Annotated in this window: 24 protein-coding genes, 1 tRNA gene and 2 pseudogenes; 18 read left to right on the top strand and 9 right to left on the bottom strand. The window is 65.0% G+C overall.

Going from position 1 to position 24,587, the window contains the following annotated elements:
- Positions 1-140 precede the first annotated feature (140 nt).
- Together OG199_RS15440 and OG199_RS15435 are read left to right on the top strand one after the other, a co-directional pair.
- Positions 141-1,184 (top strand): zinc-dependent alcohol dehydrogenase family protein, encoded by a 1,044-nt coding sequence (locus OG199_RS15440; RefSeq protein ID WP_356799345.1) that lies wholly within the window; start codon positions 141-143, stop codon positions 1,182-1,184.
- Between the two features lie 224 nt (positions 1,185-1,408).
- Positions 1,409-1,855 (top strand): hypothetical protein, encoded by a 447-nt coding sequence (locus OG199_RS15435; RefSeq protein ID WP_405829921.1) that lies wholly within the window; start codon positions 1,409-1,411, stop codon positions 1,853-1,855.
- 433 nt (positions 1,856-2,288) lie between these two features.
- Here OG199_RS15435 and OG199_RS15430 read toward each other — a convergent pair whose 3' ends face one another.
- Together OG199_RS15430 and OG199_RS15425 are read right to left on the bottom strand one after the other, a co-directional pair.
- A complete protein-coding gene (locus OG199_RS15430; protein ID WP_405829919.1) occupies positions 2,289-3,014 on the bottom strand; it encodes a DUF4839 domain-containing protein in 726 nt (241 codons plus the stop codon).
- A 725-nt stretch (positions 3,015-3,739) separates the two neighbouring features.
- A complete protein-coding gene (locus OG199_RS15425; RefSeq protein WP_405829918.1) occupies positions 3,740-4,114 on the bottom strand; it encodes a hypothetical protein in 375 nt (124 codons plus the stop codon).
- A 1,035-nt stretch (positions 4,115-5,149) separates the two neighbouring features.
- Here OG199_RS15425 and OG199_RS15420 point away from each other — a divergent pair.
- Positions 5,150-5,966, top strand: a pseudogene (locus OG199_RS15420) (IS5 family transposase).
- Positions 5,967-6,064: 98 nt separating this feature from the next.
- On the opposite strand, the gene OG199_RS15415 reads toward OG199_RS15420, so the two are convergent.
- Positions 6,065-6,292 (bottom strand): hypothetical protein, encoded by a 228-nt coding sequence (locus tag OG199_RS15415; protein ID WP_356809390.1) that lies wholly within the window; start codon positions 6,290-6,292, stop codon positions 6,065-6,067.
- A gap of 202 nt (positions 6,293-6,494) precedes the next feature.
- Positions 6,495-7,448 carry an IS481 family transposase gene (locus OG199_RS15410; RefSeq protein WP_405829916.1) on the bottom strand — a complete coding sequence of 318 codons (954 nt, stop codon included), beginning with the start codon at positions 7,446-7,448 and terminating at the stop codon, positions 6,495-6,497.
- Positions 7,449-9,087: 1,639 nt separating this feature from the next.
- On the opposite strand from OG199_RS15410, the gene OG199_RS15405 reads away from it, so the two are divergent.
- The 3 genes from OG199_RS15405 to OG199_RS15395 all read left to right on the top strand — a co-directional run bounded on the left by OG199_RS15405 (position 9,088) and on the right by OG199_RS15395 (position 13,678).
- Positions 9,088-9,231, top strand: a complete 144-nt coding sequence (locus OG199_RS15405; RefSeq protein WP_405829914.1) for a hypothetical protein — start codon at positions 9,088-9,090, stop codon at positions 9,229-9,231.
- 474 nt (positions 9,232-9,705) lie between these two features.
- Positions 9,706-11,895 carry an ATP-binding protein gene (locus OG199_RS15400; RefSeq protein ID WP_405829912.1) on the top strand — a complete coding sequence of 730 codons (2,190 nt, stop codon included), beginning with the start codon at positions 9,706-9,708 and terminating at the stop codon, positions 11,893-11,895.
- Between the two features lie 703 nt (positions 11,896-12,598).
- Positions 12,599-13,678, top strand: coding sequence for a ComEC/Rec2 family competence protein (locus tag OG199_RS15395; RefSeq protein ID WP_405829910.1), 1,080 nt, complete (start codon positions 12,599-12,601; stop codon positions 13,676-13,678).
- Between the two features lie 369 nt (positions 13,679-14,047).
- On the opposite strand, the gene OG199_RS15390 is transcribed toward OG199_RS15395, so the two are convergent.
- Genes OG199_RS15390 through OG199_RS15375 form a run of 4 tightly spaced genes read right to left on the bottom strand, consistent with a single transcriptional unit; the run spans position 14,048 to position 15,651 of the window.
- The gene (locus tag OG199_RS15390; protein ID WP_405829909.1) at positions 14,048-14,425 is read right to left on the bottom strand and encodes a hypothetical protein; all 378 of its coding nucleotides are present in this window, start codon (positions 14,423-14,425) and stop codon (positions 14,048-14,050) included.
- Positions 14,422-14,775 carry a hypothetical protein gene (locus OG199_RS15385; protein WP_405829907.1) on the bottom strand — a complete coding sequence of 118 codons (354 nt, stop codon included), beginning with the start codon at positions 14,773-14,775 and terminating at the stop codon, positions 14,422-14,424. The genes OG199_RS15390 and OG199_RS15385 overlap by 4 nt, the downstream gene beginning before the upstream one ends.
- On the bottom strand, positions 14,769-15,197 hold the full coding sequence (locus OG199_RS15380) for an ATP-binding protein (RefSeq protein ID WP_402175236.1): 429 nt from the start codon (positions 15,195-15,197) through the stop codon (positions 14,769-14,771). The genes OG199_RS15385 and OG199_RS15380 overlap by 7 nt, the downstream gene beginning before the upstream one ends.
- A 46-nt stretch (positions 15,198-15,243) precedes the next feature.
- Positions 15,244-15,651, bottom strand: a complete 408-nt coding sequence (locus OG199_RS15375) for an NUDIX domain-containing protein (RefSeq protein WP_351951160.1) — start codon at positions 15,649-15,651, stop codon at positions 15,244-15,246.
- 107 nt (positions 15,652-15,758) lie between these two features.
- Here OG199_RS15375 and OG199_RS15370 point away from each other — a divergent pair, with 107 nt between their 5' ends.
- The 11 genes from OG199_RS15370 (at position 15,759) to OG199_RS15320 (ending at position 23,417) form a co-directional block, all read left to right on the top strand.
- On the top strand, positions 15,759-16,544 hold the full coding sequence (locus tag OG199_RS15370) for a GntR family transcriptional regulator (protein ID WP_129813870.1): 786 nt from the start codon (positions 15,759-15,761) through the stop codon (positions 16,542-16,544).
- Positions 16,545-16,700: 156 nt separating this feature from the next.
- A complete protein-coding gene (locus tag OG199_RS15365; protein WP_329326438.1) occupies positions 16,701-17,057 on the top strand; it encodes a hypothetical protein in 357 nt (118 codons plus the stop codon).
- On the top strand, positions 17,057-18,433 hold the full coding sequence (locus tag OG199_RS15360) for an FtsK/SpoIIIE domain-containing protein (protein WP_405829904.1): 1,377 nt from the start codon (positions 17,057-17,059) through the stop codon (positions 18,431-18,433). Before OG199_RS15365 ends, OG199_RS15360 begins: the two co-directional genes overlap by 1 nt.
- A gap of 84 nt (positions 18,434-18,517) precedes the next feature.
- Positions 18,518-19,138 (top strand): DUF2637 domain-containing protein, encoded by a 621-nt coding sequence (locus tag OG199_RS15355; protein WP_402175247.1) that lies wholly within the window; start codon positions 18,518-18,520, stop codon positions 19,136-19,138.
- Between the two features lie 12 nt (positions 19,139-19,150).
- The gene (locus OG199_RS15350; protein WP_030673588.1) at positions 19,151-19,342 is read left to right on the top strand and encodes a mobile element transfer protein; all 192 of its coding nucleotides are present in this window, start codon (positions 19,151-19,153) and stop codon (positions 19,340-19,342) included.
- 15 nt (positions 19,343-19,357) lie between these two features.
- Positions 19,358-19,552 (top strand): hypothetical protein, encoded by a 195-nt coding sequence (locus tag OG199_RS15345; RefSeq protein ID WP_405829901.1) that lies wholly within the window; start codon positions 19,358-19,360, stop codon positions 19,550-19,552.
- Positions 19,553-19,577: 25 nt separating this feature from the next.
- Positions 19,578-19,823 carry a SpdD protein gene (locus OG199_RS15340; protein WP_355875813.1) on the top strand — a complete coding sequence of 82 codons (246 nt, stop codon included), beginning with the start codon at positions 19,578-19,580 and terminating at the stop codon, positions 19,821-19,823.
- A gap of 161 nt (positions 19,824-19,984) precedes the next feature.
- The gene (locus OG199_RS15335; RefSeq protein ID WP_405829899.1) at positions 19,985-21,277 is read left to right on the top strand and encodes a replication initiator; all 1,293 of its coding nucleotides are present in this window, start codon (positions 19,985-19,987) and stop codon (positions 21,275-21,277) included.
- Positions 21,274-21,468 (top strand): AlpA family transcriptional regulator, encoded by a 195-nt coding sequence (locus OG199_RS15330; protein WP_129813863.1) that lies wholly within the window; start codon positions 21,274-21,276, stop codon positions 21,466-21,468. Before OG199_RS15335 ends, OG199_RS15330 begins: the two co-directional genes overlap by 4 nt.
- Positions 21,465-22,838: a tyrosine-type recombinase/integrase gene (locus OG199_RS15325; protein WP_405829897.1), complete on the top strand. Its 1,374-nt coding sequence runs from the start codon at positions 21,465-21,467 to the stop codon at positions 22,836-22,838. Before OG199_RS15330 ends, OG199_RS15325 begins: the two co-directional genes overlap by 4 nt.
- Positions 22,839-23,033: 195 nt before the next feature.
- The gene (locus OG199_RS15320; RefSeq protein WP_405829895.1) at positions 23,034-23,417 is read left to right on the top strand and encodes a DUF6083 domain-containing protein; all 384 of its coding nucleotides are present in this window, start codon (positions 23,034-23,036) and stop codon (positions 23,415-23,417) included.
- A gap of 175 nt (positions 23,418-23,592) precedes the next feature.
- Here OG199_RS15320 and OG199_RS15315 read toward each other — a convergent pair.
- Positions 23,593-23,664, bottom strand: a tRNA-Arg gene (locus OG199_RS15315).
- 259 nt (positions 23,665-23,923) lie between these two features.
- Here OG199_RS15315 and OG199_RS15310 point away from each other — a divergent pair.
- Positions 23,924-24,433: pseudogene (locus tag OG199_RS15310) on the top strand (response regulator); the annotation flags it as partial.
- Positions 24,434-24,587: the final 154 nt, after the last annotated feature.

Here is a 24,587-nt window from a genome sequence, read left to right as displayed (position 1 = left end):
AGATTCATCATCCGAACTTAGAGTAGTGCGCCCGCGGCGAGCGGTCCTGATCGCGGACCTGTGGGCTAGTTTCTATCCAGAACGCCCGCCGCCGAGTTCGTCGGGCACTGAGAGGCGAAAGGTCACTCATGCCTCCATTCATGCGCGCGCTCGTAGCCGGAAAGACCGGCGAGCCCATCGACGTCCTGCGGCTGGAATCCCGGCCCGTTCCCACACCGGAAGCCGGTCAGGCGTTGATCCGCGTGACGGCGACTCCCATTCACGCCAGCGATCTGCACGTGCTGCGCGGCCGCTACGGTTTCTCCCCCGAGTTTCCCACGGTCGGCGGCCACATGGAATGCGTGGGCCGTATCGAAGCCCTGGGCCCGGACACCGAGGGGCTGAAGATCGGTGAGCGCGTGGTGGCCGTCGCGGTCCCGGCGGTACCCGGGCCGCCGGTGTCCGGCACCTGGCAGGAATACCTTGTCGCCGATCAGCGGAGGCTCCTGCCGATCCCCGACAGCCTGAGCGACTCCGACGCCTGCCAACTCGCCGTCAACCCGTTGACCGCGCTGCTCCTCGTGACGCGCGAACTCGACGTACAGCCAGGTGAATGGCTGTTGCAGACGGCCGCTGGCTCCACCGTCGGCCGGCTCGTCATTCAGCTGGCCCGACATCTGGGTATGCGCACGATCAATGTCGTGCGGCGGCGCGACGCCGTCGAGGAGATCAAGGCGCTCGGCGGTGACGAGGTCATCTGCACCGAGGACGAGGACCTGTCGCAGCGAGTGGCGGAGATCGCGGGACCGGCCGGCGTGCGCAAGGCCACCGACTGCGTCGCGGGCCACGTGGGTGCCCAGGTGTCCCAGGCATTGGCCCCGGGAGGAGAGCTCGTGGTCTACGGCGCGCTCTCCACGCACCGGCAGACCGACCCGGCAGCGCTGACGATCCCGTTGCAGGCACGTTCGGTCATCTACGAGACCAAGACGGTCCGTGGCTTCTGGCTGAACCGCTGGTTCGGCACGGCCGCACCCGAGGACGCCCTCCGCGCGCTGTCCGAGGTCCTCGGTCTCGTCACCGACGGAGTGCTGACCATCCCCCAGGGCCGGCCGTACCCACTCGAACGCTTCCCGGAGGCTCTCGCGCTCGCCGAAACACCCGCACATGGCGCGAAGCCGTTCTTCGCCTTCGACGCCGAGAGATAGGACGGGCTCTGCCGATGCCGATGCCGGTGCCGGTGCCGGCAGCGGTGGCGGTGCCGTCGGCGGCGGGACTGGGGGCGCCCATGCCCGCGGCGCAGCCACCCCGGCCAGACCACACCGCCCGGTCGGCCGACCAGGGGCATCGAGCGGCCGCGCCCACCTCGCGGTCGCCCCCACCAAGTGGAGCCGGCCCCCGCCACGGAGGCTGGAAGCAGAAAGGCTGGAAGATGGCTGACAAGACGAACCCGATGTACCTGGGCAGCGGCGACCCGGCCCGACAGCGCACGGACTACTACCCCTTTTGGCTGGACAACCTCGCCGACGACGTGACGATGGAGGGCTCGGTCCTGAACGGGGTCGTGCGCGGGGCCGAGGACGTCCGCACGGTGCTGTCGTATGCGCGCACTCTGTACGAGCACCAGGACTTCATCTACATCGGCGGCTACGGAGAGAACGACTTCGTCGAGGACTACACGTCGACGGTGGCCGGCGAACCGATCGCCAACATCGCTGTCGTCTACCGCAACGCAGCGGGACAGACGCAACACCTGGTGGTGAACCACCGCCCACTGCCGTCGGTCCTGCTCTTCTCCCGACTACTGGGCGAACACTTCGCCGGGACGCGATACGCGCAGTACTTCGCCGCCCCGTCGACCGCTACCGACTACGACTGAAGAGTGCTTCCGGGCCCATGACATGAGGGAGCCTCAGGGGCGCGGGACCGGGCGACGTTCTCCGGGACACGGTTGATGGCGCGGGTCTCGGAGAAGTAGGCGATGCGGGCCATGCATCCAGCCTCGCACGTGTCCTCAGCCGTGCGCAGGATCAAATGCGCTGTCACCTAGATCCTGTCAGGTGGGTCATGTGGATGTCGGGTCGAGGGCTCGTTGTGTTGGCGTGGGGCGGGATGACCTGACGAATGCAGCTGGAGCCGCATCTGCCTTCGCCAGGGCATCGTGGCGGCTCGTGGAACGATCACCGCACGGTGATCAACCGGTGAGCTCGGGCCACGAACTGCTCATCGGATGTCGAGCCACCGAGCCCTTCTGACGACGGCGTCAATCGGCCCGGCACGCTGGTCCGTAATGACGCGGCTGCCTCTCTTGACTACCGGACCTCCGTCGAGACCGGGTTGAGGAAGAAGATGCACTGGTCCGCGTTGAACTCGCGTACCTCGGCGACGAAGCGGAACTTGTCGCCTGCGTCGACGGTGGCGGGGATCTTCTTGCCGGTCAGTTTCAGGTCAAAGGTGTTGACGTCCTCGTACTTGAAGGCCGGGCCGACCGTCGTGTTCGGTCCCTGGTCGCCTGGGCCCAGGAGGAAGTCGTAGCGGGTGTCGTAGTCACCGTGGGGCGCCATGTTCACGATCGAGCCGTCGAATGCGACCGTCTGGCCCGCGTGCCTGGTCGCGAAGTCCAGGTTCGCGTCGTCGCACGAGTCCGCCTTCAGAAGCGCCGCGAACTCCGGGTTGTTCTGAGGCGTGATCACCTCGGTGGTAGTCGACTCGGCCGCGGTCGGAGCCGGCGTAGCGGAAGGCTTCTCGCTCGCAGCGGCCACCGGCTTGTCCGACTCGTCCTCCTTCTCGCCTCCGCCGCTGAGCGCTGAGGCAACGCCGATGACGATGGCCAGGATCACCGGGACGGCGACCAACGCGCCGATCAGGAGCCACGGCTGCGGTTTCTTCGGCCGACGGAAGGTGAGGGTGGAGCGAAGCGTGCCCTGGACCTGCTCCACGAGCTCCCAGCCGTCCTTCTGCATCTTCGAGATCATCAAGCCGTTGGTACCGCGCACTGTCCGCACGGTCTTGTACTCGTACTTGATCTCGTCGGCCATGCGGCTCCGCGCCCCCTGAATGGACTGTTCACACCAACTGCCCCGCGAGCATAGGGGACTCCGCTTGGCCCTCGGCATCACCTGCGGCACAGGCCTTCCGGACTCGATGGCAGAAACGAAGGCCAAGCTCACCTGGTACGACTTCGCCTTGAAGTACTTGGCGATGAAGTGGCCACATGCTGCGCCCAACACCCGCGACGGGATCAACGAATCACTGCATCGAACGCGTCCGAGCGTCGGCAAGAAGTGGACGGATTTGGGTGAGAGTCACGACGACCGCGGGCTGAAGAACCGACCGCAGAGGACGTACGCCGCGTGCCGATCCCGCCCCAACTCGTGGCGATCCTCAGCGAACACCTCGACGCCTTCGGGACCGCCGTTGACGGACGCCATCTACAGTGAGGGTGGGGGAGTGGTCGCCTCGTCGACGTACTGGAGGGCCTGGGCGGAAGCCCGCTCCCTTGCCCTTCCGCCGGCCGCAGTGGCGTCGCCGTTGGCGCGCCGGCCGTACGACCTTCGCCACTCCGCTCTGTCGACATGACTCAACGCGGGGGTCGACCCGACCGAGGTCGCTGAACGGGCGGCCAACAGTGTCGAGGTCCTGTTGGGCCGTTACGCCGAGTGCATTGACGGGCGGCAGGAGATCGCCACCGGAAGATCGAGGAGCTGATGCTCGAGTACGAGTGAGGCCGGGAGGTATGCCTTGTCGCTGGCCCACATCCCTGTCAGGCTCCGGAGCGCGCTTTCAGGGACTGGCGGAAATCGAGGTACGAGAGCGCTATGACCAGAAGCGGAACAATCATCCATAGCAGGGCGTGGCGGAGCCAACCTTCGGTCAGAGCAGCGACAAGAACCACTGCGAAGGCGCTTCCGACGAAGCCGAAGAACTGCCGGTAGGAGCGGAAACCACCGATCATGGCCGCGTGGCGTGCGGCGGGATCGTCTTCTTCGGCGAACGCGGTACGCATGGGGTGGCTGTCGCCCTCACGCCTGGCTCGCTGCCAGGCGAAGAACCAACGTCCGAGCGCGTAGAGGACGAACGTTCCCAGAAAGATCCACCACTCGGTGGCATCGTCGGGCAATGAGCGCGCCAGTGTCATGGACGCCAGATTCCCCGGGCTCGGGGGAGTAGACGGTTCCGCGTTCGGGCTGGAGTCGACACTGCGGGCTCCTCTTGGATAATCGGTCAGTTGACCAGGGAAGATGCTCCAAGATCCTGGCGACGAACAGTGCACAGACGCCGACATAGGGCCGCTCAGGGCGGCATACGGCTGCACAGGGCTGTAGATACGCGAAGACCCCGGCCTCAGCGTTTCCGCTGGTGACGGGGTCTTCGGGCACCTCATGAGGGGTGCCCCCGGCAGGATTCGAACCTGCGCACACGGCTCCCTAGCACAATTAGATTTCGGCTTGCGAAGCGGCTCTGATCAGCGGGTTCCTTGATCCCAGGAGGTGTCAGGTGCCCTGGTGTATCGCAGATAGTGCGTAGTCCGAAGTCGCCTCCGGCTCCTGCGCCCATTGAGAGGTTGGCTCCGCCGACGGGCTGCAACATCAGGGGGCTGTTGCAGCCGTCTCAGCCCGGACAGCCCGGACAGCCCGGACAGCGGTCCATCGGGCTGTCCGGGCTGTCCGTGCAGTTCGAGGCCGTGCCCGGACAGCCGGACACCTGGGACACCCCTGTCCGGATTCGCGGTGCGCGTCCGATCAAGCACCGTCGAGTCGGTCGAGCAGAGCCTGAGCCTCGACTGTGCGGCGATGGTCGGGGCCGAATGAGGCCAGACAGGCAGCGTGAGCAGCTGCGGCCTGAACGTGAGCAGCTGCGGCCTGAAGGCGAGCTTCGGTGCCGCGGTGTAGTCCCAGGAGGGCGGTGGCTACGGCCAGCTCGATGACGCCGGTCTCTGGGCGGCTCGATCCCGCGGGCAGGCTGCGGTCCAGCTCACGGGCGCGCGAGAGCCTCCTCGTGGCGGGCTTGGCCGTTGAGGCTGCGTGCCAGGCCGAGCCGCAATGCCAGAATCAGCCGGTCCGGTTCAGGATGGGCGCCCAGGGTCTCGCGGGCGCGTGCCTCGGCCTCCGGGTGGCGCTCCTGCGCTCTAAGACCGTGTCCTATGTGGAGCTAGGTCGTTGGGCTTGGTTTTATGGGGCGGGGTATGTGGAGTTGGATTGTTCCGGACGGGCTGTGGGAGATCGCGGAACCGCTGATCCCGCCGTCGAAGGTGCGGCCGCAGGGCGGCGGGACGCAGGACACGCCTGATGAGACGCTGTTCGCGGCGATTGCCTATGTGCTGGTTAGTGGGTGCGCCTGGCGGGCTTTGCCGCCGTGCTTCGGGATATCGAAGTCGACCGCGCACCGCCGGTTACTGATCTGGTCGCGGGCGGGTGTGTGGGGCCGGTTGCACGAGGAGATCCTGCACCGTCTGGACGACGCCGGCCTGCTCGACCTCTCCCGAGCTGTTCTCGACTCCGCCCACGTAAGGGCGAAAAAAGGGGCGAACTCACAGGTCCGAGCCCCGTGGACCGGGGTAAGCCCGGTTCGAAGATGCACGTCCTGTCGGACGCGAACGGACTGCCCATCGTCGTCGGCCTCTCGGCAGCCAGCACCCACGACAGCCTCGCCCTCAAGCCCGTGATCCAGGGTCACAAACGAGACACGACCCCCACCGCGGCCGGTACTTCAAGCCCCGACGTCTCCACGCAGACAAGGCCTACGACGTCCCTCACCTGCGAAAATGGCTGTGGGGCGAGCACATCGGTGTCCGTATCGCCCGCAAGGGAGTCGAGTCCAGCGAACGGCTGGGGCGCCGACGATGGGTCATCGAACGCACCATGTCCTGGCTGACCGGCTACCGCCGACTCAACCACCGCTACGAACGCCACCTCCGCAACTACCTGGCATTTCTCGGCCTCGCCGCCGCCCTCTGCTGCTACAAGCGACTCATCCGCCTCACCACGTAGGACACGGTCTTATGGGTCGGCACGTACCTGCGGCTCTCCTGGCTACGGCTCGCCTGGGAGCGCCCCGCAGCGCGTGGCTGCGGGGCGCCTAGTGGGGTTTAGTCGACATCCTGCCCGTTGAACTTGCCGCCCTTGCAGATCGGGAGCTTGGCCGCGGACGTGTGCGACCGATCGACCGTTCCGCCGCCCTGCTCGCACTCACCCGGGGTGAGGCTGGCGGGGGTGGCGGTGGCGGTTGTGGCGGTGGCGGTGGCGGCGCCTGTGATGCCGAGTCCGGAGAGGGCTGCCGTCGCGATGACGGCGGCGAGGATTCGTCGAATGCGCATTTGGTTCGCCTTTCACGGAATACCTCGGTTGGGACACCACTCAGCTTGATGTTCATCCATGTGGGTGACACATCGTGTTAGGCCGTTCGAGTGACATTGTTGTCGGGTGCGGAGTCGGTGACGCGACCCGCCGGACAGGTCGCTAGACGTGCAGCAAGTGTCCAAAAGCCCTGTTGGCCCGCGCTGTCGGCTCAGGTATCGCCTAGCTGTATTGCCCTGTGAGGTTGGGGACGCGGCTGGCGGGTGGCTTGCCTGCGAGCGCGGTGTGTCCGCGGTGGTGATTGTAGGAGTGCAGCCAGTCCGGAAATGCGTCGCGTCGTTCCTGCTCTGACCTGTAGGGCTTGGCGTAGGCCCATTCGTCGAGCAGGGTGCGGTTGAGGCGTTCGACCTTGCCGTTGGTCTGGGGTCGGTAGGGCCGGGTTCGCTTGTGGGCGATCCCGGCCAGAGCAAGTGCGTCGCGCCAGGTGCGGGACTTGTAGCAGGCGCCGTTGTCGGTCAGGACGCGCTCGACGGTGATCCCTGCGCTGGTGAAGTAGGCGTGGGCGCGGGTCCAGAAGGCGGTGGCGGTCTCTTTGCGCTCGTCGGTGAGGATCTCGCTGTAGGCGAGGCGGGAGTGGTCGTCGACGGCGGTGCGGATGTAGCTGTAGCCGGCCCCGGACCGCGTCTTGCGGCCGGCCTGCCGGCCCAGGGCCTTATGGCCTCCGCCGTCGGGGATGTTGCCGAGCTTCTTGATGTCCACATGCACCAGCTCGCCGGGCCTGTCCCGTTCGTAGCGGCGTATGGTCCGGCCGGTCGCGCGGTCCAGGTGCGTGAGGCGTGCCAGCCGGTAGCGGACGAGGACCCGGTGGACAGTGGAGGGCACCAGGCCCAGCAGGTGGGCGATGCGGGCCGGTCCCCAGCGGCGCAGGACCCTGACCTTGATGACCCGGCGTTCGGTGCGGGTCGGTGTCCGTCCGGGGCTGTTGTGCGGGCGGGAGGAACGGTCGGCCATCCCGGCTTCGCCGAACTGCCGGTAGCGCTCGGCCCATCGCCGGGCGGTCGTCGGTGAGACCTGGAACCGCTCGGCGGCCCGCCGCAACGGCCAGCGGTCTTCGACCACGCAGCGGGCCAGACGCAGTCGGCCGGTCTCGGTCAGGGGTGCATTACGGTGGACCACGAGGGCCTTTCTGGTCGGTGTAGACGTCGCAATCCACACCGAACCCGGAAGGCCCTCACCTGTTCAAGATCCCGCAGCCGAGACCTGCCTCACCCGTCCACAACCTCCCCGGACAGAACACCTAGCGCCGCCGGTACGCCTCGTATCGAACCCGGGCGTCTTCGAACATCTCGATGGCGGCTGGGATGGCGCCGCACTCTTCGAGGTAGGCGTGATGCCCGACCGCCCCTTCCGTGAGGGCCGGTCGGGATTATTAGCGACATCGCCGATGCCACTATTTCGACCGGTTTAGGTCATTGAGAAACCCTCATCAACCACGCCGTGAACCTCTTCGGTTTGGGCATGTCCACATGCTTCCGCAGAGGCCTCCGACGTCGGCAGGGGTGCCCTGTTCGTGAGGAGCGCGTGAGCGTGTCGGAGGTGTGTCGCGTGTATCGCAGATGGTGCGCGGATAGTGAGAGACAACAAGAGAGGGCGGGAGTCAGTGAGGCTGAATCCCGCCCTCTTCTGTCGGCATCCGCCCTGGTCAGCGCTCTATTCTTGCTGATCTGTGGCGAGTGCCCCCGGCAGGATTCGAACCTGCGCACACGGCTCCGGAGGGGGTGTGTCTAGGGCAGGTTTTTCCTGGTCAAGGCATGGTTAGGCTGCAGGAGCGGGTCCTTCGTCCACGAATGGTCCGCGGCGCGCGTGCACAAGCTCCGAACAGATCGCGGATTTGGCACAGGCGATCAGGATCCTCGTTCCTCGAGGACTAACATCTGTAGCGAACAATGCAGCCTTGAGCTGGGGCGTCCGCAGGCCGCTTCCATAGACAAAGTGAGAGCTCTTACTTGGTGGGCCACGGAATAGAACGGACAACGCCGACTGTCAAGTGTCGACACCTTATCCGTTGATCCAGCCAGAGTGAAGTTTCCGGAGATTCCAGAACCTTAAGCAGTCGCTCGCAGTCATCGGCAGATCCATTCACTGGATCCAACACGATGACGTGATTATCTACCGCGATAGGGATCGACCCGGTAACTATGGTTCCAGAGGCGCGCCCGAAGCCTCCGGAGCGTAGCCCCGGACGGGAAGTCCGGCGGATAGCCACGAATGGAGGAGTAAACAGCCGACCAGAAAAATTTCGATGACGGATAGGGGCGCACAATTCTCGGGATTCGCCGAGGTCACGAGCCGTTAGAAAAGGCGAGGCTGGACCTAGGTGGGGGTCCCGATTGTCCACAACAGTCCCGACGCGCACGTCGAACACTTCGCTGATGGTATGCATTGGATCTGCAGCCGGCCACCACAATGTGCCTTGACGCTGTTTAGCGCGACGTCGGCGACGGCCCGAGAGAAGAAATACATCAACATCAGTGTGTTCGTCAAATTGACCATACAGATCAACCTGATCTAGCTGTATGGTCGATTCGATCTCTTCTCGCCAACGTGCGTAGCGCGACCCGCTGCGCAGCACGTCAGGTAGTACGGCAACTACTTGATGCTCAATAGCAAGTTTCTGGATAGCCGACAGCGTCATGACAGCAGCCTGTGACACAGATCCACTTGCCCATTGGCAGTCGTGAGGCGCCTGCATGGATCCAAAGGGAGGGTTGATGACAAGTGACCCTTGAAAGCTGTGGGTCGACTGAATTGCCTCGTGAGCGTTGGATACTTTAATATTCCTGAAGGCCTTGATACCTTCGGTGGAGCTTTGATCAATTTCATCTCCTCGCTTACGGTGACGGGCAGCAGCAAGCAAGAAGAGTCGAAGTTTGGCGACTTCAACAAAAGAAGGCTGTAGATCTCCACCGCGGAGCGAGGCGCCCCAGGTGTCCAGTGTGTCTCTGAGGTTCGCGGCTAGGGGAAGTCGCTCTGCTGCGGCCAGTAGCAAGTCACCCGCGCCGCAGGCAGGGTCCCAGAAGCCTGGACCGTCTGAGAGCAAGCTGTCGAACCTCGCCCTGACCTGGCTTCCGGTGAAGTACGCGCCTTCTGCTCGCCGGACTGCGCGCGGGACCAAGTCTCGCAGCCGTGTGCCAGCTTGCCCGTTGAGTGCTGACTCAACGTCAGCTTGAGCTGCCTGCCATGGCACCGCGCGCAGCCCGTCGGCAAGTCTGCGCAGGTCGCTGCTGTACGCGGAGTAGGCGTCCGTCGTCATTTCATCCTCCCCTGACCGCTTGACCCTATGGCGGATGTGATCTGAGCTTGGCTACTCTGCAGCAGACGACCTGCGCCGTAGCACCGAGGGCGCGAACTCAACACCGGGGGGCCTGACCTGATGAGCGTTCACCTGCGCTTCGCTCCCGAGATCTTGGCACGTCTGGGCGAGGAACTCATCCCTCACCCCGACCTCGGAGTCATGGAGCTCGTCAGGAACTCCTATGACGCTGATGCGACCTGGTGTGAGGTCACTCTGGTCAACGCCTCACGGGTCGGCGGGACACTGGTGGTGAGCGACAACGGACATGGGATGACGCCTGATGAGATCGCAGGCGGATTTCTTCACATCGGGCGCTCGTCGAAGACTGAGTCCAAGAACACGCTGCACTTCAAGAGGCGTAAAGTTGGCGAGAAGGGCCTCGGAAGACTGGCATCTTTGCGCCTGGGTAAGGAAATCGAGGTCATTACTAGGCCGATTTCCACCCCGGGAATTGCCCACCGCCTCACTATCGACTGGGCGGCTTACGATAATGTCGACTCCGTAGATGAGGTCGCGCTTGAGGTGCAGAGTTATGAGACCTCGGAGAAACCGGGCACGAAGGTTATCATCAAGCGTCTTCGTGAGAAGTTTGAAAGCGAAGGAGCGAAAAGACTCGCTCGCTCTTTGCTTCTTCTTTCGGGCGCCTTCGGCGCGAGCGGAAATGGCTCCGTGGTTGCAACGAAATCTGAGCCTACCCCAACAGATTGGGAATCCACGCCGGCGCGCGACCCAGGTTTTGTGGTTACCATGGACGCGCCCGAATATAAAGCTTTGACTCGTGCCGTCAGCCAAGGTTATTTCGATGAGCACGAATTTAAACTGACTGCCGAACTTGATGCAGATGGTAAAGCCAGTGCAGTACTCGTCGACTGGCGTGGAGTAGTGATCGCCGAGGCTGGCCATAGTGACGTTGCTTTGCCGAGAGGAGGAAAAGGGCAACCGCCTATCAAATACGCGGCTCCGCCGAGCAAATTTGAACTTTGGATGTTTTTGCGTGACGCAGAGTCATTTAAACGACGGAATTCCAGGCGCACTCTTGGCGAGGTTACTCCTTGGCTTGATGTTGTCGGCGGAGTCCACCTGTTCCATAGGGGCCTTCGAACGCATCCGTACGGTGATCCTGGACATGACTGGCTTGACCTCAATCTAGGGCGCAACAGGGATCCTCAGCAGCGACCCTCGACAAATAACAGTGTCGGAAGGGTTGTCGTAAACGATCCGGACAATGTGCTTGTACCGAAAACGGACCGGATGGGGTTCCAAGAGAACCTTCCGTTTTCTGATCTTCGTGATTTTGCGCAACGGGCTGTCGAATGGTCTGCGCGAGTCCGCAAGAGCAAGTGGGAAGATGCTCGCAGTGGGGAAGTCGCTATTGCGCGGCAAGAAAAGAAACGTGAGCGCACTGAGGCGGAGCGTGTAATAAAGAGTCTGCCCCCCTTGCAGGCGGCACCATTGCGTAAGGCGTTCGAAACTAATGATCGCCTGATCGCAGCCCTAGAGCGTGACCGCCTTTTGTATCGGGCATTGGCTACGGTAGGAATCAGTACTGCGGTTTTTGCTCACGAATCTCTCAATACCGCGGGTGGTCTGGGCTCCGATCTTGAGCTGCTGGAGCACTATGCTCAATTGCTCCTGGATGAAACTTCCTACGCTGAAAAGATGGAAGAACCGCTCGACCGTGCCCAACGCAGCGCGGCTTCAATCCACTCTTTTGCGAAGCTTCCCTTGCGAATGCTCCGGCGAGGTAAACGTCAATTGGTAACAGTGGACGTCAATGAGGTATGCCTCGACTTCGTTGAGATGTTCGGTGGGTACCTTAAAGACTGGCAGATCGACCTTCAGGTGGATCTTTGCGGTGATGCTGCGACGGTACGCAGTACCGTCGCTGACATTGAGTCCTTGTATGCAAACCTTGTGATCAATGCAGCTCGCGCATTTGGTGGGGCAGGGGAAAGTTCGAGAGATCGTGTTGTCCGGATCCGTACTTCGGTTTCGGGTGAGGTAGTTCTAATTGACATTGCCGACTCAGGGCCGGGAATATCAGGCATCGATATCGAGAAGATCTGGGAGCCTGGTGAGGGGAGCGACGAGGACGGCACAGGTCTTGGCCTCACGATCGTCAAAGACATCGTGGCGGATTTGCACGGTAAGAAAAGAGTGTTGGCCGACGGGAATCTGACTGCGGTGGCCCATGGTGAATTGGGTGGGGCGCAGTTCACGATTCATCTGCCTAGGCAATTGAAGAGTGCTGGGAGCGAGGATCGATGAAGGTTGCAGTTCTCGATGATGATGAAGCCGCTCTGGCCCGAGGCTGCGATCAGGTGAAAGCTTTGGAGAAGGAGCCCTACAGGGTGCTTGTTCGATCTCACCGTCCTCTGGATGAGATCTTGGATGAGGTTCAGTCTGAGCACTGTGCGGCAGTTATCTCCGATCACAGGTTCCGAACTCGTTCCCAGGTCAGCTTTAACGGGGCAGAGTTGGTTTATCGTTCTAATCAGCGAGGCTTGCCAGCTGTGCTATACAGTGCGCATGTGGATGAAGATGAGGCAGATTCCATTAGGGCGTGGCGTTACGGAATCCCTCGGGTAGTACGTAAGGCACCCGGAGCTCTGAAAGCGCTTAGTGAAGCGCTGCGGGTTGCTGAGTCTGAGGCTCATGGCAACCGCGAACTAAGTCGGCAGGGCTTTCTCACGCCGGTACGTGTCGTGGGCATCTCTGGGGCCGGCGAGGGGCGACACGGGCAGGGCGGACAAATGGTTGAGGTTACTGTCACAGCGTGGCGACCCAAGACGCCGATTCAGATGCCAGTGTCCCTTCTCCCTGAAAGTGATCGTGAAGTTACCGAATCTCTGGTAGGCCGCATTTACCTGGGCGAAGTCAATTATTACGCAGAAAGCGTGAATGAGCTTTTCTTCCATCACTTGCAGGCGGCTCCTAGTCCTCGACCTCGCGGCGCTGCTCGGAATGCAGCATGACCGAGGTCCAGGCGGGTCTGCATATAGCCCCTCAGAGCTCGGTTGGCGTGGCAGAAGCTGTAGTTCTGGACGTAGGGCATGGTAATTGTGCCATCTTGCGTGATGGAGACACCTGTGCGGTGGTCGATGCAAGATCCGGAACTTTATTGCTGTCCGAGCTGCAGCGTATGGGAATCCGTCGAATTGAGCATGTGGTGCTGTCTCATTCGGATGAAGACCATATTCAGGGGGCGTTGCAGTTGCTTCCGCATCACGATTTTTCTATAGGTAAGGTTTGGGCGAATTCTGACAGCGCCAAGGATTCCGACCTGTGGGATGAACTGCTGGCTCTGATTGACCACTTGGATGCGAGTGGTTTGTTGGAAGCTCAGATCGGAATTAGTACAGCTCAACGGGATAGATTGGGCTTCGGTCGAGTTGGAATTTCCGTGTTGCATCCTACTCCTTACGAAATTGGGCATGGGCCTGGCAAAGCAAAGGGGTCGCGGCCTCGCTTCACGACGAACGGTTTGTCTGTCGTGCTGAAGGTAAGCCTCGAAGGTGAGCCGATACTGCTGCTTCCAGGGGACATTGACTCTCCCGGTCTGCAAAGGATGTTGCAGCGTCATCCAGATATTTCAGTGCATACCGTGGTTTATCCGCACCACGGGGGTGGCAATGGTGGTGGGTCGCATGGCGGCTTTGTTAAATCGCTTGGAGATGCGAGTAAGCCGGAGATGGTCGTATTCTCGATGGGGAGAGACCGCTTTAGAAATCCGGTTCCGGAGGTCGTGGCTGCCTTTGGTGAATCTTTCCCCTCGACAAGAATTGCCTGCACGCAGCTATCTTCCTATTGCCATGCAGGGGAATTGCCTTCAGTGGAGAGGAAACACCTAGGTAAGCGGGCGGCTGCGGGCCTTGCTGACGGAAAGTGTTGTGCTGGCACCCTGACCATCACGGTGGCGGAGGGCGAAGTCAAGGTGCACCCGGAGCCAGGAGCGCACCGCGACTGGATTAGGGGGAATGTACAAGCACCCATGTGCTCGAGTGTGCTGCCGCTGCCGGGGCAGCGGCCTAGTAGTGCTGCTGAGGAGTGATACGGGCACTGTGCGAGCGGAGCGGGTTTGGCCGGTGGCCTGCCCGGTCTGGGGTCGAGCATGACCAGGGGGCCGTACGCTGGTTGGCAACTCGGGCAGGCTTTGGGCCTGACCGCAATTAGCACGAGTGGCCCCCTGGTCTTGCTCGACGCGGGACCCTGACCGGGGAGGTGGCTAAAGCCGTGGAGCGGACCGGCCCCAGCCACGATGGATCCCTTCTCTGGCAGCAGGCGGCTGATTGCTCTGTGCGCGGCACGGGCGCCGGCCGGGCTGGAGCGGGGCGGAGACAGGAGCGCAGGCCCGGCCGGGGGCTGGGCCGCGCGCGGGGAGCGGAGCGAGCCGCCTTGAACCAGTAGAGAAAGTTGTAACTCAGTCGGTCGCGTGGGGCTTGAAGTCATATGCGCAGGGCGGAAGTTCGAGGCTTCGTCGGTGTGCCAGGGGCAGGAAGAGCGCTGGGCGGGCCGTCCAAGAGATGCGTGTGCCGCCCTGGTTGATCGTGACTGTGCAGAGCTCCGAGCGCAGGAGAGCTCTCCTCGTCTGGATGCGGCCCTCGTACAGCCACTCCCAGGCTTCGTCGGACGCCCTGGAGTCCAGCGCTGGCGTGATGGTGTGGAGTGCGATCGCTATCCAGCGGTCTGCCTGGCTGGCCGAGTACGCGTCGAACGAACTGTGAAGCGCCGGCTGCTCTGCCCTGGTGAGGTCTTCGGTCCAGCATTCGCACCAGAAGCCGCGGATGTATCCGTTCACGAGGTCACTCCGGGCGGGTAGGCCACGAGGACGTAGCGCGTGTTCTCGTCGTGCAGGGTGAGTTGGTAGGCCGTGCCCGTGATCAGGTAGGAAAGGGCCCGTTCGTGTTCGTGCTCGTCCCTTAGCCAGTAGCGGCCCGGCTGGGCGTATGCCGTGTCGAGCTGGTCCGTGACGTTCCTCGTGCGTTCGCGTAGCCACCGCAGGGCCAGGCGGGGACTCGTCGCCTCGTGCGATCCCAGGAGGATCGAGCTGGTCTCGTGCAGCGGGTACGCCGCAGCCCAGCAGCGGTAGGTGCCACCCCGTCCCGTCCCCGCTTCCGCTAAGTCCTCGGGAGTCGTCGACGTCAGCACCGGGGACCTCCCGACTGGGTACCCGTGAAGAGTTCCGCAGTGACCGTGTGACCGGCCTGGCTGTCGTGGATCACGACCCGGTGGGCGATCAAGCTGACCATGCCCAGGCCCCGCCCGTGTGTGGCGTCCTGGTCGGCGTGCTCGGCCTTCGGCGCTGTCCCGGTGCCGCCGTCGTCTGTGACCGACAGAGCAACCACCTGGGAAGAGACCGCGAGAGCCAGATGGAAGCTGCCCGACCGCTGTCCGCTGGCGGTGTGGAGGATCGCGTTGGCGCTCAGCTCGCTCACGATCAACTCGGCGTCCTCGGCCAACGGCGAACCACGCAGGATGTCCCGTGTCCAGCGGCGGGCCCTGCTCACCTCTTCTGGGAAACCTGGGCAAGTGAGGCCCCAGACCCGCGCAGTGCTCGTATACTCGTGCATACAAGTTCCTTCGTGCTGGTAGGCCGCCATGTGCAGCGGGTTCGGGCTAGACGAGTTTCACGCCGTCATGGGCGCGGATGGCCGGCGGGGATGCCGCGTCGAGAGCGTCCAGGACGCGGATCGCGTACGCCTCGTCGGCGAGGTCGGTGACTTCATCGCGGGTGGCCCAACGCAGTGCGCGGGTCTCGTCCCCGGTGGTGGGCGAGCCGTCGGCGGCTTCACAGCGGAAGACCAGAGAGACGATCAGGCCCGTCATGTTCTTGTAGACGCCGGTGAGAGTCGCGGGAAGCGCGATCTTGATGCCGGTTTCTTCGAGGACTTCGCGCTGGAGTGCCTCGGGGAGGGTTTCCTCCCGCTCGACAACGCCACCCGGAGGTTCCCACTGGCCGTTGTCGCGTCGCTGGATCAAGAGGGCCCGGCCCTGGTCGTCGACGATGACTCCGGCAACGCTCACGGAGTGCGGACGGTCAGTGCTCACGTTCCTCGGCCCTCTCAGATCGCTAGGCTCTCCACCGTAGCAACAACACTCGCCCACTCGTCTAGATACCTAAAGGAGTACTCGTGACCTCACTTCCGTCCCTGCTCGGCGATCTGGACCCCACGAGCGATCGTGCGGTGTTCCGGCAGATCGCTGACCAGCTGCGCGAGGCCATCGACCGTGGGCGATTCAAGGAGGGCGAGAAACTCCCCTCGGAAGCTGAGCTCGTCGAGCACTACGGCGTATCCCGGATGACCGTCCGCAACTCCTTCTCCATCCTCCAGGGCGAGGGCCTGGTCGCCGCCGAACATGGGAAAGGCGTCTTCGTCCGGCCGCGTCCGCCCGTCCGCCGGCTGGCCTCCGACCGGTTCGCCCGACGCCACCGCGAACAGGGGAAGTCCGCGTTCATCGTCGAGGCGGACGCCGCGGGCAGTCACCCCCAGGTCGACAGCCTTGAGGTCAAGGAGGAGAAGGCCAGTCAGGACATCTCCACCCGACTCGGGTCCGTACGGCGCGTGCTCGCCCGCCGGCGCCGGTACCTGCTCGACGGCCGACCGGTCGAGTTCGCCACCTCGTACCTCCCGCTCGACATCGCGCGCGGCACGCAGATCGCCGAGCCCAACCCCGGCCCCGGCGGCATCTACGCCCGACTTGAGGAGCTGGGACACCACCTCGACCACTTCGAGGAGGAGATCCGCGCCCGGATGCCCGCGCCGTCCGAGGTCAAGACACTCCGGCTGGCTTCCGGTGTGCCGGTGATTCACCTGATCCGCACCGCGTACGACACGGAGGGACGGGCCGTCGAGGTCTGCGACACCGTCATGGCGGCGGACGCGTACGTCCTCTCCTACCAGCTCCCGGCGACCTGACAGGCGGTGCGCGAGGCCACTTCTTCGGACTCGTAAACGCCAACAGGCATACTCGTATAGACGAGTGGGCAAGTTGTGTGGCAGGGTGGTCCGCGTTCCCGGAGAGATCGGGTTCGAAGACTGCATCTTGTATAGACGAGTAGATAGGAAGAACTCTTGCGCACCATCCGTGTGGAGACCTCGGCCGCGACGATCCTGCTGACCGAGGCACCCGAGCCCAAGGTCCGTGACCGTCAGACCGGCGAGATCGCCAAGGACGTCAACACCGGTGAGGCGCTGATGACGATCGGCGTCGTCTACATCGAGGAAGGGGAGTCCTCTCTGATCAAGGTCACTGTGCCCGAGAGCGGGGTGTCCGAGGGACTCGCGCTCGGCGCACCGATCTCGCTGCCGGGTCTCGTGGCCCGGCCGTGGGAGAGCGTGTTCAACGGCCAGCAGCGGCACGGCATCGCCTACCGCTCCGCCGCCGTCACCCCGGCCATGTTCCCGGCGGCCATGGGGGCCACGGCCTGATGACCGACCTGACAACGCTCCTGGAGGTGGGTGGTCCTGTCGCCGCACTCGGCGGCGGGGCTGCCTACACCCGGGCCAGGCACCCCGGCGTCTACTGGTCCACGGTCGGCCTCCCGATATCCACGGCCCGGCTCCTCGGCTCGTACAACTCGGTCATGGAGGCGTGCGGCCTGACTGTGGCTCCGTCCCGGCTGCGGGTCTTGGCGGTCAAGGCCACCACCCGCCGTGAAGTTCGGCCCGTACCACCGCGGCGGGGCATCATCCGGCCGACCTCGACCGGGTTACGCCTTCGCCTTCGGCTCGCGCCCGGTCAGGAGCCGGCAGACGTCGCCGCCTCGGCGGAACGGCTCCGGCACGCCTGGGGGGTTCACGCCGTGTACGTCACGACCGTCAAGCCGGGCGTGGTCGAACTGCGGCTCGTCGGCTTCGACGTACTGCGGCGTGTGCGTATGCCTCGCAAGGTCGCGTCCGGGCTCCTCAAAGTGCCCGTGGCCCTGCGGGAGGACGCCACCCCGTTCGTACGCGATTACCGCACCGTTCCCCATCAACTCACCCTCGGAGCAACGCTCTCCGGCAAGTCCATGTACCTGCGTCACCTCGTCGCCGGACTCGCCCCGCAACCCGTCGCCCTGGTCGGCATCGACTGCAAGCGCGGCGTGGAACTGTCCCCCTTCGCGGCGAGGCTCTCCGCCCTCGCCACCGACCCCGAGCAGGCGGCCGAACTGCTGCCCGCGCTCATCCAAGAGATGGAGGACCGGTACGAACTGATCAAGGCACGCCAAGGTCTCGCCCCGGGCACGCCAGACGAGGAGATCACCTCGGACGTCTGGGGGCTTCCAGAGGACGAACGCCCCGTCCCCATCGTCCTGTTCGTCGACGAGGTGGCCGAACTCTTCCTCGTGGCCACGCGCAAAGACGAGGACCGGCGGGACGAGATGGTCACCCAGCTCATCCGGCTCGCCCAGCTCGGCCGCGCCGCCGGTATCTACCTGGAGGTGTGCGGGCAGCGCTTCGGCGCAGAACTCGGCAAGGGAGCGACCATGCTCCGGGCCCAGCTGACCGGCCGCGTCTGCCACCGCGTCAACGACGAAGCCTCGGCCAAAATGGCTCTCGGTGACATTGCCCCTGAAGCGGTCTCCGCCGCCTGCGCCATCGCACCCGAGCGGCCCGGTCTCGCCGTCGCGGGCGATTCCTCCGGCGGCTGGTCCCGCATCCGCACGTCGTACCTCTCCCTCGGCGATGCCGCCGAGATCTGCCGGGAGTCAGCGCACCTGGTGCCTGACCTGCCCGCGCTCAAGCCCTTTCGGCCCGACGTGCCCGTACGGCCCGTTGAGTCTGCGGCCCCGGTTGTCCAGCCTCGCCCTGTGACCGACTGATTCCTTTCCCTCCACTCCGGCCGGCGTGACCTCTCGCGCCATGTCCCTACCCCTGCCATGCCTGAATCCGGAAGGAGCCGCAGCATGCGCGCCCAACTGGCCCGTGTCGACGCGGTGCTCGTCCAAGCGGTCATCGCTGCCGCGCTGTCCTTCGCCCACCTGCACGACGTCGCCTCGGCGGCTGGTCAGGACGGGTGGAAGGCGTGGGCGTATCCCATCTCGGTCGACCTACTGCTCGTCGCCGCATGGCGCCGACTGCGGGTCGGTGACGCGAAGGCGGCCGGGTGGTGCTGGTTCGTCATCGCGCTGGTCGCCTCTCTCGGCGCGAACGTCGCCACTGCCGGGCTCCTCGACCTGGACCAGGTCCCGGCCTGGCTCCGCATCCTCGTCGCGGGCTGGCCCGCGGTCGCCTTCCTCGGCGGAACGCTCCTCGCCCACTCGGCACCGTCACCGCACGAGGACACCGAGAGCATCGAGGACCAGGTGGACGCGTCCGAACTCGTTCCGGCGCTCCCCGCGCAACCGGTGCCCGAACCGACCCCCGCTCCGCCCGTCGTGTCCGTCCCGGCCGCCTTGGTCGAGCACGCCCGAAAGGTCGCCGCGGAACACCGGACGCGGACCGGAGAGGCCATCGACACCCCGACCCTCCGCGCCCGACTCGGCGTCCCCGCACCCATGGCCGACGCCATCGCTGCTCAGCTCTGAAAGGAGATCCGCGTGACCGCCAACCGCCGCTTCCGCTCTGTCACCCGCATCGGCCCCGTTCAGGTCGGCACGTCCTACGACGGCCGGGGCCGTGAGAAGCACACCGCCGCCTGCACCGCGCCGCGCTGCGGATTCTCCGCCGACTACGACAGCCGCGCCGCCGCCGAACTCGCCGCCCGCACCCACCGCTGCCCTGTCCGCTGAAAGGACCTGACCTCCGTGACCGTCAGCCTGCCACTCGTTTTCGTGCTCGGCCTCATCGCCTGGGGAGCGGTCAAGTTCCTCGGCGTCCGCACCTGGATCGTCGTCGTGATCGCTCTGTTCGGCTTCCTGCTCTCGCGCACCTTCATGGCCCCGGCCATCGACTCCGGCACGCGCTCCGGCGTGGACGTCATAAAGGGCTCACATAACTAGACGAGTAGATAAGGAAACCTTCGCCGTGTTCCTGCCCAAGTACCCCGACAACCCGACCCCGCCGCCCGCTCACACCCACACTCCGGCCGACCCGGCACCCGTACGTCGTGCGGCACCGCAGATCTCCATCAGCACGGGAGCGGTCGCGGCCGTCCTCGCCGGCGGAGTCGTACTGACCGCGCTCCTGGCCGCCGTCGCCGTCACAGCCATCTCCGTGGCCATCGCCGCCGTGGTCCTGCGCTCGATGCTCCGCGACCAGCACCGCCGCTGAGCCGCTGCACGCCAGACCCCCGGGACGGCCTTGATACCGCCAAGCATCCGCCGCCCCGGGGTCCTACCCCTCCTGACCGAAGCCAGAAGGAGAAACCCATCATCACCCGCGCCACCCCGCCCCCGCTCACCGAACTCGGAGAGCTGGCCGCGCTCGGCACCATGCCCGCACTCCTGCGCCAGCTCTCCAGCCTCGGTGGCTGCACGAACCCCATCCGCCTCGACGGCCACCGCACCGAATACGACGTGAAGACCCGCACGGGAGAGATCGGCAACCTCCTCCACCGCCTCGACTCCACCGAGCTCCCGGCTGGTCACCTCCTGGTCCGCTGCAACAACCGCCGCGCGACGCGCTGCGCGGCCTGCGCCGAGGTCTACCGCCGCGACACCTTCCACCTGATCACCTCCGGACTGCGTGGAGGCAAGGGCATCCCGGAGCGCGTCGCCGCGCACCCCCGTGTCTTCGCCACCTTCACCGCACCGAGCTTCGGCCCGGTCCACAACCGCCCCACCGGCCCGGCCGGTTCGGTCCGCCGCTGCCGCTGCGGCGTCCTCCACGACCAGGCCGATGCCGCACTCGGTACCCCGCTCGACCCGGACACCTACGACTACGAAGCGGCCGTCCTCTGGAACGCGCACGCCGGTCCACTCTGGCGGCGCTTCTCCACCTACGTCCGCCGCGAGGTCGCCAAGCGGGCAGGACTTTCACAGCGCGCGTTCCGGCAGTACGCCCGGGTGTCCTTCGCCAAGGTCGCCGAATATCAGAAGCGCGGCGCCGTCCACTTCCATGCCGTCATCCGAATCGACGGTCCCGAGGGCGGCGACAGCCCGCCCCCTGCATGGGCCACCGCCGAAATGCTCACCGACGCCATCGCTGCTGCCGCTGCCCACGCGCGCGTGGACGGCCCGGTCATCGACGGACGCGCGCACATCTTCACCTTCGGTCGTCAGCTCGACGTACGCACCATCCGTAGCGCCGACTTCGACGGCGGCCAAGAGCTAACGGAGCGTGCCGTCGCCTCCTACATCGCCAAGTACGCCACCAAGGGCGCAGAGACCGCGACGGGAGCTCTCGATCGCCCGCTGAAGTTCCTCGCCGAGCTGGCCCAGCTCGACATCAGCGAGCATGCCCGCCGGCTGATCCGAACGGCCTGGACGCTCGGAGCCCGCAAGGAGTTAGAAGAGCTCCGGCTCCGGGCCTGGGCTCACATGCTCGGCTTCCGCGGCCACTTCTCCACCAAGTCCCGCCGCTACTCCACCACCCTCGGCGCCCTCCGCACGGCTCGCGCGGACTGGCGCCGTGCTCAAGCGGCGTCCGCACAGCCCGAGCACGAGCCCGAGACGACGTACGTCCTCGCGCACTGGGCCTTCGTTGGAACCGGTCTCTCGGCGGCGGAAGCCTGGCTGTCCGCATCCCTCGAACCCGCCCTTGGTACGGAAGGAGAACCGACATGAACTCGCAGCGCGACGAACTGATGACCGTGCGCCAGGTCTTGGACGAGCTGGGTGGGGTGTCTCGCCGGACGTTTTACCGTTGGCGCGAGTTGGGGTTCGGGCCGGCGGCATTCAAACTGCCCAACGGAGAGCTCCGGGTGTGGCGAAGTGATTTCACGACGTGGCTGCGGAAGCTGGAGGCAGCGGCGTGAAGTCTCTCGATGTGAAGGTGTGGGGCGTTCGTAAGCGGAACACGAAGAAGTCGTCCTATGACGTTCGGTGGATCGTTGCGGGGAACGTGTTCTCGGAACAGTTCCGGACCAAAGGGCTGGCGGATCACTTCCGATCCAAACTGCTCCAGGCCGCGCACGGTGGTGAGGGGTTCGACACGGCCAGCGGGTTGCCTGACTCGATGGTCGAAAGAGCGGCTTCGATGAGCTGGTACGCCTTCGCTCTGCGGTACCTCGCAATGAAGTGGCCCCACGCTGCACCCAACACGCGCAGTGGGATCAACGAGTCGCTGACGGCGGTGACCATGGCTCTCTTGGACGACCGGCCGGGTCAGCCGTCCGAGGAGCTGATCAGGAAGACGCTCCGAAACTGGGCGTTCGTCCTCCCCGGCCCTGATGAGCGCGAGTTGCCCGATGACGTCGCGAACACTCTGAGCTGGGTGTCGAAAGCTTCGCGGCCTCTGGCGGACCTCGGCGATGCCGCCCTCGCAAGGGCGGTCCTAGACTCGCTGAGGCTGAAGCTCGACGGGACCGCTGCGGCCGCGGAAACCGTCCGGCGTAAGCGTCGAACGCTGGTAAATGCTCTGCACTACGCGGTGGACCTCGGTGAGTTCAAAGAGAACCCGGTGGCCCGGATCCGGTGGAAGAAGCCGAAGGTCGCCGGCGAGGTCGACCCGCGCGTGGTCGCCAACCCTGAACAGGCTCGTGCTTTGCTGACGGCCGTGTCGTACGTCGGCGAGTACGGTCGGGCCCGCGGTCGTCGACTCGTCGGCCTGTTCGCTTGCATGTACTACGGAGCCTTCCGGCCAGCTGAGGCCGTGGCGCTCAGCGAGGTGGACCTGAAGCTGCCCGAACGCGGCTGGGGTACGGCGCTCTTGAACCGGACACGGCCAAGTGTCGGAAAGCAGTGGACGGACTCGGGCGAGACTCACGACGACCGGGGCCTGAAGAATCGTCCTGCCGAGGAGGTCCGGCTCGTTCCGATTCCGCCTCAGCTCGTCTTCATTCTCAAGCAGCATCTCGACACCTTCGGCACTGCTGAGGACGGTCGGTTGTTCACGAACGAGCGTGGGGGAGTGGTCGGCTCGTCGACGTACTACCGCGTTTGGCAGGAGGCTCGGGTGCTGGCCTTTCCGCCGGCCGCGGTCGAATCACCGCTCGCTGCTCGGCCGTACGACCTTCGGCACTCGGCCTTGTCGACCTGGCTCAATTCCGGGGTGGACCCGACCGAGGTTGCCGAGCGGGCAGGGAACAGCGTTGAGGTCCTGCTCGGCCGCTATGCGAAATGCATCGACGGGCGCCAGGAGATCGCCAACCGGAAGATTGAAGATCTCCTGAGCGAGTATGAGTGAATTGGGCCGCTTGGCGAACAGCCCCCAGCCTTTACGGGTTGGGGGCTTCGTCGTGTACTGGCCGCACTTTCTAAGCCGCTGGTTGCTGGATGCACCTGTCGCGTCGATTTCCCTCTCGCTGATGCTCGGGTGCCCCAGGAGTCCCGTCCGGTTCGCCCTCTACGCACGGACGGGCGGATTGCTGACCCTCGCTGTATGGGGGCTTCAAGGAAGTCGACGCGCAGGCTGGGCGGGGCACGGCTGATGTGCCCGTACTGCGGTCTGCCGCAGGAACGCGTGGCGACGATCGAACACGACTGGGTGCTGTTGGAGCCCGACATGGCTCCGCTCGCCCACCTGGTGCCGGCGGAGTACCGGTGGATCGAGACGTCTGACGGGCGGGTGGCGGTGTACGGCGTCTGCCCTCCAGATCCGTTCCAGCGGTGCCGGATCGAACATCGTCTGGCCTGTCCCGAGCAAACCCTCCCGGACCTGTGGCCGTGGTTGACGAGCCTGCGAGGGGAGAACGCGCGGCAGGCCCAGCGGCTGAACGAGCCCGAGTCGCCCCGCCCTCCCGAGGAGTGGCCGGACGCCGGATGACGGGCATCGGCTGAATTGGTGGGCTGACCTGGGGCGACGGCCCAAGATCCTGTCCACAAATAGTCCACAGAGGCCGTCATAGGGCCGCTCAGGGCCGCATACGCCTGCACATACGCGAAGACCCCGGCCTCAGCGTTTCCGCTGGTGACGGGGTCTTTGGGCACCTCATAAGGGGTGCCCCCGGCAGGATTCGAACCTGCGCACACGGCTCCGGAGGCCGTTGCTCTATCCCCTGAGCTACGGGGGCGTGTCCGCCGTGGTGTGCGGCGACGGGTAGAACCCTACCAGCTCTTTCGAGGGCGACTGGCATGGGTTTATGTGGGGGAGGGGCGGTGTGTTGGGGCGTGCGGGGAGGGGGCCGTGAGTGAGGGCGGGGGCGGCCCGTGGGCGTGGGCCGAATGGGTCCTGGAGCCTCGACGGGAGGCCGGGACGGGGGCGGAGAAGGGGGGCGGAGAAGGGGGCGGGGCCGGGCCGGGGCGGGTTCGGGACCCCCGTCCGGGGTGGAAGTGGGGAAAACCCGGACGCGGTGGTGGGAGCGGACCTACTCTCGAGTTGTGTCAGGCGCGTCCGGTCGGGTGCTTGTTGTGGACGACAACAAGGTCATCCGGCAGCTGATCAGGGTCAATCTCGAGCTGGAGGGCATCGAGGTCGTGACCGCGGCCGACGGTGCCGAATGTCTGGACGTGGTGCATCACGTGCGGCCCGATGTGGTGACCCTGGACGTGGTCATGCCCCGGCTCGACGGTTTGCGTACCGCCGCTCGGCTCCGTGCCGATCCGCGGACGCGGAACCTTCCCCTCGCCATCGTCAGCGCCTGTACCCAGTACGAGGTCGAGAGCGGGCTCGACGTGGGTGTCGACGCCTTTCTCGCCAAGCCCTTCGAGCCCTCCGAACTCGTGCGACTCGTACGGCAGTTGATGGAGCGGCGGGGGAGTCGGGGCGGCGAAGGCGGTGGTGACGACGACTGCGGGTCGCCCTTCCAAGGCGCCTTCGAGGGCGCGGCCGAGGGTGAGGGCTTCGGCTCGGAAGGGTTCGGTACGGACGGTTTCCGTACGGAGAGGTTCGATACCGAGAGGTTCGGGCCTGACGGGTTCGGGCCTGACGGGTTCGGGGTCGACGAAGCCGAGCGCGCCGGCCGCTCCGGGCATTGACGAGAGCTGTCCGCCGGCC

This window comes from Streptomyces sp. NBC_01176 (assembly GCF_045039825.1).
Taxonomy (GTDB): Bacteria; Actinomycetota; Actinomycetes; order Streptomycetales; family Streptomycetaceae; genus Streptomyces.
This window is presented reverse-complemented; position numbering and strand designations above follow the sequence as displayed.